Origin of the sequence: Actinomycetospora atypica (assembly GCF_042653685.1) — a bacterium.
Classification (GTDB): domain Bacteria; phylum Actinomycetota; class Actinomycetes; order Mycobacteriales; family Pseudonocardiaceae; genus Actinomycetospora; species Actinomycetospora atypica.
The window spans coordinates 16442-28824 of the sequence record NZ_JBHSIV010000051.1 but is presented as its reverse complement, the minus strand read 5'-3'; the positions used below and the strand labels follow the sequence as shown (position 1 = coordinate 28824).

Annotated in this window: 12 protein-coding genes; 4 read left to right on the top strand and 8 right to left on the bottom strand. The window is 73.6% G+C overall.

Going from position 1 to position 12383, the window contains the following annotated elements:
- The 3 genes from ACFPBZ_RS27250 to ACFPBZ_RS27240 form a co-directional block, all read right to left on the bottom strand.
- The coding region (locus ACFPBZ_RS27250) for a glycosyltransferase family 2 protein (RefSeq protein WP_378039261.1) at positions 1–2195 on the bottom strand (2195 nt) is incomplete at its 3' end.
- Between the two features lie 310 nt (positions 2196–2505).
- Positions 2506–3033: a metallophosphoesterase family protein gene (locus tag ACFPBZ_RS27245; protein WP_378039260.1), complete on the bottom strand. Its 528-nt coding sequence runs from the start codon at positions 3031–3033 to the stop codon at positions 2506–2508.
- Positions 3030–3413, bottom strand: coding sequence for an SRPBCC family protein (locus tag ACFPBZ_RS27240; protein WP_378039259.1), 384 nt, complete (start codon positions 3411–3413; stop codon positions 3030–3032). The genes ACFPBZ_RS27245 and ACFPBZ_RS27240 overlap by 4 nt, the downstream gene beginning before the upstream one ends.
- Before the next feature lie 83 nt (positions 3414–3496).
- On the opposite strand from ACFPBZ_RS27240, the gene ACFPBZ_RS27235 reads away from it, so the two are divergent.
- On the top strand, positions 3497–4819 hold the full coding sequence (locus ACFPBZ_RS27235) for a cytochrome P450 (RefSeq protein ID WP_378039258.1): 1323 nt from the start codon (positions 3497–3499) through the stop codon (positions 4817–4819).
- On the opposite strand, the gene ACFPBZ_RS27230 is transcribed toward ACFPBZ_RS27235, so the two are convergent.
- On the bottom strand, positions 4809–5144 hold the full coding sequence (locus ACFPBZ_RS27230; protein WP_378039257.1) for a hypothetical protein: 336 nt from the start codon (positions 5142–5144) through the stop codon (positions 4809–4811). The genes ACFPBZ_RS27235 and ACFPBZ_RS27230 overlap by 11 nt on opposite strands.
- A gap of 242 nt (positions 5145–5386) precedes the next feature.
- On the opposite strand from ACFPBZ_RS27230, the gene ACFPBZ_RS27225 reads away from it, so the two are divergent.
- Positions 5387–6154 carry a DUF1707 SHOCT-like domain-containing protein gene (locus ACFPBZ_RS27225; RefSeq protein ID WP_378039256.1) on the top strand — a complete coding sequence of 256 codons (768 nt, stop codon included), beginning with the start codon at positions 5387–5389 and terminating at the stop codon, positions 6152–6154.
- 20 nt (positions 6155–6174) lie between these two features.
- Here ACFPBZ_RS27225 and ACFPBZ_RS27220 read toward each other — a convergent pair whose 3' ends face one another.
- Positions 6175–7392, bottom strand: coding sequence for an acyl-CoA dehydrogenase family protein (locus tag ACFPBZ_RS27220; protein ID WP_378039255.1), 1218 nt, complete (start codon positions 7390–7392; stop codon positions 6175–6177).
- A gap of 122 nt (positions 7393–7514) precedes the next feature.
- Between ACFPBZ_RS27220 and ACFPBZ_RS27215 the strand changes: the two genes are divergently transcribed.
- A complete protein-coding gene (locus ACFPBZ_RS27215; protein WP_378039254.1) occupies positions 7515–8138 on the top strand; it encodes a maleylpyruvate isomerase family mycothiol-dependent enzyme in 624 nt (207 codons plus the stop codon).
- A 48-nt stretch (positions 8139–8186) separates the two neighbouring features.
- Here ACFPBZ_RS27215 and ACFPBZ_RS27210 read toward each other — a convergent pair whose 3' ends face one another.
- Both ACFPBZ_RS27210 and ACFPBZ_RS27205 read right to left on the bottom strand, forming a co-directional pair.
- The gene (locus ACFPBZ_RS27210) at positions 8187–9398 is read right to left on the bottom strand and encodes an acyl-CoA dehydrogenase family protein (RefSeq protein ID WP_378039253.1); all 1212 of its coding nucleotides are present in this window, start codon (positions 9396–9398) and stop codon (positions 8187–8189) included.
- A 10-nt stretch (positions 9399–9408) separates the two neighbouring features.
- Positions 9409–9948: an SCP2 sterol-binding domain-containing protein gene (locus ACFPBZ_RS27205; protein WP_378039252.1), complete on the bottom strand. Its 540-nt coding sequence runs from the start codon at positions 9946–9948 to the stop codon at positions 9409–9411.
- A 79-nt stretch (positions 9949–10027) separates the two neighbouring features.
- Between ACFPBZ_RS27205 and ACFPBZ_RS27200 the strand changes: the two genes are divergently transcribed.
- Positions 10028–10690 (top strand): TetR/AcrR family transcriptional regulator, encoded by a 663-nt coding sequence (locus ACFPBZ_RS27200; RefSeq protein WP_378039251.1) that lies wholly within the window; start codon positions 10028–10030, stop codon positions 10688–10690.
- A gap of 194 nt (positions 10691–10884) precedes the next feature.
- Here ACFPBZ_RS27200 and ACFPBZ_RS27195 read toward each other — a convergent pair whose 3' ends face one another.
- The gene (locus ACFPBZ_RS27195) at positions 10885–12378 is read right to left on the bottom strand and encodes an FAD-dependent oxidoreductase (protein WP_378039250.1); all 1494 of its coding nucleotides are present in this window, start codon (positions 12376–12378) and stop codon (positions 10885–10887) included.
- Positions 12379–12383 lie beyond the last annotated feature (5 nt).

Here is a 12383-nt window from a genome sequence, read left to right as displayed (position 1 = left end):
GCACCCGGGCGCGCGCCGTCGGCGCCGGGCCCGGTGGGGCGCGGGACGGGACGGGGACCGGGGGACGGCGCGCCGCCCCGCGGACCGGGCGACGGCACACCCGTGGCCGGGGACGCGGGCGCGGGTCCGTCGGGGGCGCCGTTCTCGTCGCGGCGCTGCCAGCCGTGCGGGAGGGGGCGGTAGCGCTCGCCGGACGCGTCGGCGGGGACCGGGCGCGGGCGCCGGCCGTTGGCCACCACGGTCGCGGCACCGTCGGCGGGAGCCCCGGCCCCGACCGGCACGCCGGCGCGGTCGCCGGTCCGGATCCAGCCCTCGGGGAGCTTGTCGACCAGCGGCGAGCGGAACGGGGCGGAGGCCGGGCCCTCGGCGATCATGGCGTCGAGGGCCGCGCGCTGGAGCGACTCGGTGGTGATGCCGGTGCGGCCGGTGGAGGTGCGGACCGGCTCGGCGGTGATCACGGGCTGGCGGCCGACGACCCGCTCGATCACCCAGAGTGCCGGCGGGGCCAGGCAGGCGGCGAGCGCCACGGCCGGCCACAGCAGCACGGCGGGCGCGGCGTAGCCCATGACGATCGAGGTGACGATCGCCGTCACGAGCAGGGCCGCCCACTGGAGGTGGCGGCGGAACGTCAGGATGTGGTCCGCGCTGGAGGACAGGCCCTTGGGCGTGACGACGAACTTGGCCGGCAGCCGCAGGAGCGTCGCGATGAGCGAGGCGGCGAAGATCGGCGACGCGAAGATCGACATCAGCATGCCCTTGACGCCGGAGGAGCCCTCGGCCTCGTAGGGACTGACGTTGTAGCGGCGGTTGCGCAGGTAGACCCAGAGCTGGAACGCCGTCGCGTCGACGTAGAGCGCGAGCCAGAGCTGGACCGGCACGACGACGCCCTGCACGCCGAGCGCGAGGAAGAGCACCGCGTTGACCGCGCCGAGGATCCAGCCGATCGCCATCGACGGGTAGAAGGTGGTGATCAGGATGTAGTGCAGCGCCCGGCCCGGGGAGAGCATCGGCAGCCGGCGCCAGAACTCCGTCAGGAGCACCTCGAACGTGCCGCGCGACCAGCGCATCTGCTGGCTGAAGAAGTCGCCCCAGGACGACGGTCCCTCGCCGACCGCGAGCACGTCGGGCGTGTAGACCGACTTCCACCGCGCCTTCGTGTCGGGGTTGCGGCGGACGTGGAACTTCAGCCCCGTGGCCATGTCCTCGGTGACCGAGTCCGACAGGCCGCCGATGCCCTTGAGCGCGCCGATGCGGATGGCGTTGTTGGTGCCCACCAGCATCGCGGCGTTGTAGCGGTTGGCCGCGCGCTGGATCAGGGAGTGGAACGGGAACTGCTGGGACTCCGCGGCGCGGGTCACGAACGTCTCGTCGTTCGCGTAGCACTGCGGGCCCACGACGAAGGCCACGTCGGGGTCGCGGAAGTACCCGAGGATGCGCTCGGCGTAGTTCGGCAGCGGCACGTGGTCGGGGTCGACGGACAGGAAGATCTCGTAGGAGTCCCCGTGCTCCGCGACCCACGCGTTGTAGTTGCCGTGCTTCGTCTTCGCCTTGAAGGCGCCCTTCTTGCGGTTGTACTTCTCGATGCCCTTGCGGCTGAAGTGGTTGACCCCCAGCTCGCGGCACATCGCGCGGACCGCCGGGTCGTCCCCCTCGTCGAGGATCCAGACGTCGAGGATCCCCTGGTACCGGATGCGCAGCGCCGCCTGGAGCGTCCCGCGGACGACGTCGATGGGTTCCTTGCTGGGCACGATCGTCGTCAGGAAGGCGATGCGCTGGTTCGGCACCGGGGGGACCGGCACCGGGTCGCGGGAGATCACCGACGCGAGCGAGAGCGAGAAGACGTTGATCAGCCGCAGGAGCTCCATGAGGCCGATCGAGCCGATGACGACCCAGTTCGCGTAGGTGGCGAAGACCGGGGCGTTCGGGTCGAGCCCGGGGCGGTGCGACGGGTGCAGCAGCCAGAGGAAGAAGAGGGCCTCGAAGGCGAAGTTCAGCCCGGCGACGAGCAGGGAGCGCCAGACGCGGCCCTTCCCGTGGACGGCGTCGACCCCGCGGTAGGACACGCGGTAGTCGCTGCCGTCCCCGTCCAGCTCCCGGACGGGTCCGGCGAGCTGCGAGAACTCCTGGATGCGACGACCGACGACGAGTTCACTCTCGTCGACCTCGTCGGCAGGTCTCTCGGCAAGAAGCGTCATCGGCCGTTTCGTCTCGAAGGCAGGGGAGCAGCGGGTGCGTCCCTCGTCGTCGTGGCGTCGGCGCACCACCCCCGGGCCGGGGGCAGGACCCGTCGCCGTCCTCCCGTCGTCTGGTCGTCGTCGTCACCGGCGCACGTCACCCGTGCACCGTGTCCGTGGGAACGGTACGGCCATCACGGATAGTGCTCAGAAAGGGGGACGGTCGGAGACGGCGCGACGGGGCCCCGGTGCCGCAAATCGGTTGCGAACGACCGTCCGACGGCGAATCGGCCACCCCCCACCCGTCCGTGCCGTGACGATCCGTGACCTCTCAGCGGCCGGGACGGTGACGGGGCGGCAGATCGTGTCGGACGACCGTGAGCGCACCGTCGTCCACCGAGGCCGTCATGTAGGTGCAGAAGGGCTGGCGCCGGCGGTCGGTGGGCGACCCGGGGTTGACCAGGCGCACGCCGCCCGGCGTCGTCGTGTCCCACGGGATGTGGCTGTGGCCGAACACCAGGACGTCGGCCGGCTCGTCCGACCCGGGCCCGAACCACGCGTCCGCGCGCTTCTCCCGCCCCTTCGCGTCCCCGGTCTCGTGGATCACCGCGATCCGCAGGTTCCCGACGACCGCCCGCGCCACCTCGGGCATGCGGGCGCGCAGGTCCTCGCCGTCGTTGTTGCCCCAGCAGGCGAGCAACGAGCGGGAGCGGGCCGCGAAGGCCTCGAAGGTGGCGAGGTCGGTCCAGTCGCCCGCGTGCACCACGAGGTCGGCCTCGTCGACCGCCGCCCAGACCTCGTCGGGAACGGTCCGCGCGTGGGTGTCGGAGACGAGGACGAGCGTGACGGCCGGGGTCACGGCCGGACCAGGGAGTGCAGGGCGACGAACGCCACGGGGCTGTAGGGCGCGACCACCACGGCCGGCCCCTCGGTGACCAGCCACGTGCGGGACCCGCCCTCGTGGGCCTCGATCCCGTGCTCGAGGACCAGGCGGACGGGGCCGACGCTCACCCGCCAGGACCAGGTGCGCGCCGCCTCGTCCACGGCGAGCACCTCGAACGGCACCCGGATCACCCCGGCCGCCCGGACGGTCCCGCGCAGACCGGGCACGAGGCGGCGCGAGGGGGCGCTCACCCCGGTGATCTGCGGGGCCCAGCGGGGCCAGGCGTCGAGGTCGGCGTAGCGCTCCCAGGCCTCGTCGGGGGACAGCGGGCCGCGGGCGGCGACGGTGGTGCGCACGGGCCCCGGTGTACCCGTCCGTGACCGTGCGACGCGCCCGATCATGGGGTGCGCCCCCCGGTACGATCACGTACCGTCGCGCCATGCTCCGCGACACGGTGCGATGGACGGCGACCCACGGGCTCACGCGGATGGCGATCCGGCAGCGGGCGCGCCAGGGCAATCCCGACGCGACGCTGCTGCTCGACCCCGAGCTGCAGGGCGACCCGTTCGAGCACTACGAGAACCTGCGCGCCCACTGGCCCTTCGCCCCCGGCGCGTTCTCCCGCGTGAGCGTGCACCACGACGTGTGCACCGAGGTGCTGCGCAGCGAGGACTTCGGGGTCGCCGACCGCGACGCGTCGATGCCGACACCCGTCCGGCTCGCCCTGCGCCTCGCCGGTCCGCCGCCGAACCCGGGCCCGATCGACCCGCCGTCGATGCTCGCGGTCGACCCGCCCGACCACACCCGCTACCGCCGGCTCGTCACGCGGGCCTTCACCGCCCGGCGGGTCGCGGCGCTGCGCGGGCGGACCGAGGAGATCGCCGCCGACCTGCTCGACGACCTCGCCCGCGACACGGGGCCCACCGACCTCGTCCCGCGCTACGCGAGCCTGCTGCCGGTCACCGTGATCTCGGAGATGCTCGGCATCCCGACCTCGATGCGCGAGCAGTTCCTCGTCTGGGGCGACGGCGCGGCCGCGTCCCTCGACCTCGGCCTGCCGAGGCAGCGCTGGGAGACGGTCACGAGCTGCGTGGCCGCCCTGCACGGCTGGATGACCGACCACCTGCGCCGGCTGCGGGCCGAGCCGGGCGACGACCTCCTCTCGGGCCTCGCCGCGATGGTCGACGAGGACGGCTCGCAGCTCACCGAGCGCGAGCTGGTCGCCACCGCCCTGCTGGTGCTCGGCGCCGGGTTCGAGACGACGGTCAACCTCATCGGCAACGGCACCCGCCTCCTGCTCGAGCACCCGGAGCAGCGGGATCGCCTCGCCGCCGAGCCCGACCTGTGGCCGAACGCCGTCGACGAGGTGCTCCGGGTGGAGCCGCCGGTGACGCGGACGGCGCGGCGGGCCCGGCGCGACACCGAGGTCGCCGGCGTCGCGGTGCCGGAGGGCTCCCTCGTGGTCACCGTCCTCGCCGGGGCGAACCGGGACCCGCGGGTGTTCTCCGACCCGGCCCGCTTCGACGTAGCCCGCGCGAACGCGCGCGACCACGTCGCCTTCTCCAGCGGGATCCACTTCTGCCTGGGGGCCGCCCTCGCCCGGATGGAGGGCGAGGTGGCGCTGCGAGCGCTGTTCGAGCGGTTCCCCGGGCTCGCGTCCGCCGGAGCGCCGACCCGGCGCCCGACCCGCATCCTGCGCGGGTACGAGAGCCTCCCGGTGACCCTCGACCGCATCGGGGAGCGGAGCGCTCTCAGATCGTGATCGGCAGCCCGAGGAGCTCGATCGCGGCGGGGGTGGGTTCCACCACGCAGGGGCGCCCGGGCGGCTGGATGACGAGCCGGGCCAGGCCCGCCTGCAGCAGCCGGTGGCCCGCGAACTGATCGGTGCAGGGGCGCCCGTCGACGAGCATCCCGGCGGGCGACTCCGGGCTCATCGTGCAGCGCCCGGCCACGACGGCCATGAGGACCGCCCGGTCGCGGGGACTCAGCACGGGCGCCTGCTCGGGGGCGCGACGCGGCACCGGCACGTGGCGGCGCGCGGCCGGCCGGACGACGGGGCCACGGGGTCCGCGGGCGGGCACGGTCATGAGGTCTCCTCCGGGACGGGGAGCCCGGCCGACCGTTAGGCCGAACGGGCTATGCGAGGGTCATCGCCGCCCGGCGGCCCGGCGTTAGGGCGTCCCGTCCGGTCAGACCCACACGAGTGACACCGGGTCCTCTAGGGCTCTCTCGGTCGCCGGCTAGACGGGCGTAGAGAGTCCGATCCCCGGGGGAGTTCAGGGTCCGACCCCGAGGTGGAGGGCCGTCGCGGGGGCGCAGGGTGGTCCCCATGAGCGAGCAGACCGAGACGAACGACCGGCCCGACACCGCGATCGGACCTCCCGTGGAGGGGCCTCCGGCGGAGGACACCGTCGCCCCGACCCCGGAGGCGACCCCGGCGCCGCCCGGGCCCCGCGACGACCTCCCGCCGTCGCCCGCCGACCTGGCCGTGGACCACGACGACCGCGAGCACGTGGTCGGGCTGCTCCACGGCGCGGTGTCGCTCGGGCTGATCGACACCCTGGAGTTCGACCGCCGCTCCGGCCTCGCGATCACCGCGCGGACCCGCCGCGACCTGAACACGCTGGTCGTCGACCTCCCCCTCGACCACCCCGACCGGGCCCGGGCGCGCACCGAGGCCGAGTCCCGGCGGCGGGCCGGGTCGGACGGCCCCCGCGGCGCCTACGCGACCGGCGACACCAGCGGCACGGTCGCGCTGCACGCCACCCTCGGCTCGGTGAAGCGCTCGGGGGCCTGGGCCGTGCCACGCCGCCTGGAGATCGACGGCTGGATGGGGTCGGTCGAGCTCGACCTCACCGAGGCCGTCATCGACCACGACGTGGTGGAGATCGACGTCGACCTGACGCTCGGCTCGGTGGAGCTGCGGCTGCCCGAGACCGCGAGCGCGTCGCTCGACGGCGTCAGTGCCACTGCAGGCAGCGTCGAGGACAAGCGCCGGGTCGGCTCAGCCGTCGGGCGCCCGCACGTGGTGGTGACCGGGCGGGTCGCCCTCGGGTCGGTGGAGGTCAAGGGCCCGCGCTGGTGGCGGAAGGCCTGACGATCACGGTGCCCGGACGATCACGTGAAGGCCGAGAGCCCCGTGATCTCGCGGCCGACGATCAGCGTCTGGATCGTCTCGGTGCCCTCGAAGGTGTGCACCGACTCGATGTCGGCCATGTGCCGCATGACGTGGTTGTCGAGCAGGATGCCGTTGCCGCCGAGCAGGTCGCGGGCCTCGGAGAGGATCCAGCGCGCCTTGCTGGTGTTGTTCATCTTCGCCAGCCCGGCGATCGTCGGGGAGATGGCGCCCTCCTCGGCGAGCCCGGCGATCTGCATGCAGTAGAGCTGCATGCCGGTGAGCTCGGCGAGCATCTTCACCAGGCGCTGCTGGACGATCTGGAGCGACGCGAGCGGCTTGCCGAACTGCTTGCGCTCGAGGGTGTAGCGCAGGGCGGCGTCGTAGCCGGCGGTCGCGTGCCCCAGCGCGATCCACGCGCACGTGCCGCGGGTGGTGGCGAGGACGCGGCCGGTGTCGCGGAAGGTCTCGGCACCGGGCAGGCGGTCGGACTCGGGCACCCGGACGCCGTCGAGGCGGATGTCGGCCTGCCACACCGAGCGCATCGAGCCCTTGCGCGGGATGACGGAGGCCTCGTAGCCCGGGGTGGAGGTGTCGACGACGAAGCCGTGCACGTCCCCGGACTCGGTGTTGCGCGCCCACACCACCGTGCGGTGGGCCACCGACCCGTTGCCGATCCAGCGCTTCGCGCCGTCGATCACCCAGTCGTCGCCGTCGCGGCGGGCCGTGGTCTCGAGCGCCACCGAGTCGGACCCGTGGTCGGGCTCGGTGAGGCCGAAGGCGCCGATGGTCTCGAGGCTCGCCATGCCCGGCAGGAAGCGCGCGCGCTGCTCGTCGGACCCGAGCATGTCGATCGCCTTCATGGCCAGGCCCGACTGCACGGCGAAGAACGTCGCGAGGCTGCCGTCGCCGCGGGCGAGCTCCATCGCCACCAGGCCGCACGACAGCGGGTCGAGCCCCGGGCAGCCGTTGCCCTCGATGTCGTCGCCGACGACCCCGAGCGCCGGCAACTGGTTGATGACGTCCCACGACATCTGCGCCGCGTCCCAGGACTCCGAGGCGACGGGCAGCACCTCGTGGTCGACGAACTTGCGCACGGCCATGAACGTGTCCCACTGCTTCGGGCTGAACCGGTGGCGCACCGAGAAGTAGTCGGTACCGAGGGCCTCGGTGAGCTGCGCCGGCGCGCCGGAGGGGTCCGCGGAGTGTTCCTGGGCCATGGCGGTCCTTCCCGACGACGGTTGTTGTCGGCTGTGTGCCCGTCGTCACGGGCGGCGAACCCGAAAGAGGTCGCGGAGCAGGGCGGCGACTCCCCCGCGGTCAGGCCCTAGGGTCCCCGCCCATGGAGGACCTCCTGCGTCGCGAGCGTCTCTCGCTGGTCCGGCACCTCCGGGCCCTCGACGACGAGGACTGGCCGCGGCCGAGCCTCTGCGCGGGCTGGGCCGTGCGCGACGTCGTCGCCCACCTGGTGACCCCGTTCGTCGTGTCGCTGCCCCGCATGGCGGTCTCGGTGCTGCGCCACCGCGGGCCGGCGGGGGCGATGGACGCCTGGGCGCGCTCGATCGCGCAGCGGCCGGCCGCGGAGCTGGTCGACCTGCTCGAGGCGAACGCCGGCTCGACCTTCCACCCGCCGCGCATGCCCCTCGCGGCTCCGCTGACCGACGTCCTCGTGCACGGGGTCGACGTGCGGTGGGCGCTGCAGGGGCACCCGAGCGTCGACCACGTCGACCCGGCGTCGGTGGTGCCGGCGCTGGAGCTCCTCACGACCCGGAAGGCCGTCGGCGTCTTCCTGCCGGCCGGGCGCCTGGACGGCGTGCGGCTCGTCGCCGACGACGCCGCGTTCTCGTGGGGCTCCGGCCCGACGATCTCCGGGCCCGCCCTCGCGCTGGCCGCCGGCGCGTGCGGTCGCGAACCCGCCTACGCCCTGCTCGACGGCGAGGGGGTGGGCGCCTGGCGGCGCTCGTGAGCACGTCGGGGGCCGTGGCCCCTCGACGTGCTCACGAGCCTCGGGCACCTACTGGATGTGCCGGCCGGAGATCGAGCGGGCGATGACGAGCTGCTGGATCTGCTCGGTGCCCTCGAAGATGTCGTAGATCTTCGAGTCGCGGTGCATGCGCTCCACCGGGTGCTCGCGGGAGTAGCCGGCGCCGCCGAGGATCTGGATGGCCCGCTCGGTGGCCCACACCGCGGTGCGGCCGGCCTTGAGCTTGGACATCGAGCCCTCGCCCGCGGTGAACGGCACGCCGTTGCGACCCATCCACGCGGCGCGCCAGACGAGCAGGCGGGCGGCGTCGATCTCGGTCTTCATGTCCGCGAGCATGAACGCGATCGACTGGTTGTCGATGATCGGCCGCCCGAACGTCTGGCGGCCCTTCGCGTACTCGAGCGCGTACTCGTAGGCCCCGCGGGCGATGCCGATGGCCTGCGCGCCGACGGTGGGGCGAGAGAGCTCGAAGGTCTGCATCGCGGCCGAGCCCTTGGACTTCTGTCCCTCGCGGGCGCGGGCGAGGCGCTCGTCGAGCTTCTCCTTGCCGCCGAGCAGACAGGAGCCGGGCACGACGACGTCGTCGAGGAAGACGTCGGCGGTGTGCGAGGCGCGCAGCCCCATCTTCTTGATCTTGCGGGTCGACTCGAGCCCCGGCGTGTTCGGCGGGATGACGAAGCCGGCCTGGCCGCGGGTGCCCAGCGACGAGTCGACGACGGCCTGCACGACGTGGATGTTCGCGATCCCGCCGTTGGTGGCCCACGCCTTCGCGCCGGTGATCGTCCACTCGTCCTTGGCCTCGTCGTAGACGGCCCGGGTGCGCATGGCGCCGACGTCGGAACCCGACTCGGGCTCCGACGAGCAGAAGGCCGCGACCTTGACGTCGTCGGCGTCGCCGTAGCACTGCGGGATCCACTCGACCATCTGCTCGGGCGTGCCCGAGGAGAAGATGCCGGCCACGGCGAGGGTGGTGCCGAAGATGGCCATGCCGATGCCGCCGTCGCCCCAGAAGAGCTCCTCGTTGACGATCGGCAGCGACAGGCCGGTCTCGTCGCCCCAGAAGGACGCGAGGGTCTCGAAGTTGTAGAGCTCGATCTTCGCGGCCTCCTGCAGCACCGGCCACGGGGTCGCCTCGCGCTCGTCCCACTCCTCGGCGGCGGGCCGGATGACCTCGGCGGCGAACCCGTGCGCCCAGTCGCGGAGGTCGGTGTGCTCCTCGGAGAGTTCCATCGAGAAGGTCATGGCGTGCCTCTCAGGCCGAGGGGATGGTGAACATCTTCTGCAGGGCGGTGGCGAACCCGACGTCACCCGAGACCTTGAGCTTGCGGGTCATGAACAGGGTGATCGGGTTGGCGTTGTTCGTGACGACCTTGAGGAACTCCGTGCCGTTCATGAACAGCTCGGTGCGGGGCTCCTCGTCGAGGCTCGTCGAGACCGTGCAGGAGCCGTGCTGCATGACGGTCTGGTAGTCGTCGCTGTCGCCGCCGGGCGCGCCGGTCACGTGCCAGTGCACGACCTGGCGCTTCGAGCTCGCGCCCTTCGACGAGTAGAACTCGCTCATCCGGCCGAAGATCGCGTCGATCACCGGGCGGCGCGCCTCCGAGCTCATGATCGCTTCGAGCTGCTTCTTGCTCGCGCCCTTGACGAGCCGCGCGAAGACGGAGGCGTCGACGTTCTTCGAGCCCCCCGGCTCGGCGAGTGCGTCGCGCAGGACGGCGACGAGCTCGTCCTCCGACAGGGACTTCAGGTCGACGCTGCGACCCAGTTCGTTGACGTCGATCTTCTCGGCCACGGTGTTCTCACTCCGATGTCAGGTACCCACGGTCCCGCGTTCGCTCGTTACTTTACGCATCAGTAGATAGAGTGCAACCGTGACCCCGGGAACGCGCCGCCGCCTCGCCCCGGAGGTCCGTCGCGCCCAGGTGCTCGACGCGGCGATCGCGGTGTTCTCCGAGGAGGGCCTGCACGGGGCGTCCATGGATGCCATCGCGGCGCGGGCCGGCGTCTCGAAGCCCTCGGTGTACGCGCACGGCGGCACCAAGGACGAGCTGTTCGCGGCCTGCCTGGCGCGGGAGGCCGAGCGGCTCCTGACGACGATGACCGCGGCGGTCCGCCCGACGCCGGGCGCACCCGACCCGGGCCCGCGGGCGCGGTTGCGCCGGGCGCTGCGCGCGTTCTTCCACGCCGTGACCACCCACCGGCAGGGCTGGACGGTGCTCTACCGGCAGGCCTCGACCGGCGAGTTCGCCGGCCCCGTCGACGCGGCCCGGCGCGGCATCGTCCTGCGCGCGGCCGAGCTGCTGGCCGCCGACCTCGGCGGGTCGGCCCGCGACGCGGAGCCGGTCGCCCACACCCTGGTCGGCGCCGCGGAGGGCCTCACCGACTGGTGGCTCGGCGGAGACGGAGCGCAGCGGAGCTCGACCTCCGGGATCGGCGGGGGCGACCAGGCCGCGGACGGGGAGCCCGCCGACGTCCTGGCCGACATGCTCATGGCCGTCGTCTGGCCGGGCCTCGACGCCCTGCGCCGCCGCTGACCCGTCCTCGGCCCGGACGCACGCCGAGGGAGTCACCTCGCACCCGGACCGGGGTCCGGCCGGTGCGTGACGACTCCCTCGGCCGGCGATCGGGTCCTCTACCCGTCTATCGAGCCACTGCTAGACAGCCGGATACGGTCCGATCGAGCTCTCTACCCGACTATCGAGCCGGAGCTAGAGAGCCCGATACCCCGCTAGCGGCGCCGGGTGGCGCGAGCCAGCGACCGGGCGGCCCGGCGGACCGGGTTGCGCGGAGCGCCCGGCCCCAGCAGGCCCGCGGCGCCGTCGGCGATGAGCGAGCCCACCGTCTCGGCCGCGTCGGCGCGGTTGGCGCCGATCCCGCCGGCCGCACCCCGCTTGATCCACCCGACGACGTAGGTGCCCGGCCGGTCCTCGACCCGTCCCTCGACGTGCGGGACCGTCCCGGTGGCCTCGTCGAACGGCAGGCCCGGCACGGGGCGGCCGCGGTGACCGATGGCGCGCACGACGAGCCGGGCGTCGAGGTCGACCCCGCCGACGCGGACGCCCGTCACGTGGTCGTCCCCGAGCACCGCCTCCGGGGTGGAGAGGAAGCGGAGCACGACCCGTCGTCGGGACGTCCCCCCGGCCTGCGACAGCAGCGGCACGTCGCGCAGCAGGCTCGCGGTCTCCGCGGGTCCGGCGGCCGCGATCTCGTCGGCGATGCGGGGGTCGTGGTCGTCGACGACCACCTCGAGGTCGTCGCGGCGCAGCAGCCCGAGGAGCTCGCCGCGGGTCCAGGCGGCCTCGCGGGGCCCACGCCGGCCGAGCAGCACGACCTCGCGCAGCCGGCTCGCGCGCAGCGCCGCGAGGACGGGTGCGGCGACAGCGGTGAGGGTGTCGGGGTCGGCGGCGAGGATGCGGGCGATGTCGAGGGCGACGTTCCCGGTCCCGACGATCACCGCGCGGCCCGCCGAGAGGTCCACGGCATCGTCGGGAATCTCGGGGTGGCCGTTGTACCAGCCGACGACGGTGGTGGAGGCGAGGTTGCCGGGCAGCTGCTCCCCGGGGACGCCGAGGTCGCGCGACTGCGCGGCACCGACGGCGTAGACGACGGCGTCGTGGTCGCGCGCCAGGTCCTCGACGGTGACGTCGCGGCCCACCTCCACCCCGAGGCGGGTCCGCACGCGGTGGTGGTCGAGGTAGCGGCCGAAGTGCTCGCCGATCTGCTTGGTCGAGGCGTGGTCGGGCGCCACCCCGAAGCGCACCAGGCCCCCGGCCACGGCCAGCCGGTCGACGATCGTCACGCGGGCCGTGGTGTGCAGGAGCAGGTCCTCCACTGCGTACATCCCGGCCGGGCCGCTGCCGACCACCGCGACCTCGAGCTGCGGGAAGCCCGCCGGGAGCACCCGGTCGAAGCGCACCGGGTCCCACGCGTGGAACAGCGGGGTGCCGGCGAGCGCGGCCGGGGCCTCCCGGTCGGCGTAGTACTGCGCGTTGACCTCGGCGTACTCGCGCAGCGGGCCCACCAGGTTCTCCACCGGGAACACCGCGTCGACCGGGCAGACCTCGGCGCAGGCGCCGCAGTCGATGCACGCCCGCGGGTCGACGTAGAGCATGTCGGTCGTCCCGAAGTCGGGCTCGCCCGGCGCGGGGTGGATGCAGTTCACCGGGCACGCCGACACGCACGAGGCGTCGACGCAGCAGGACTGCGTGATCGCGAACGACACGGCCG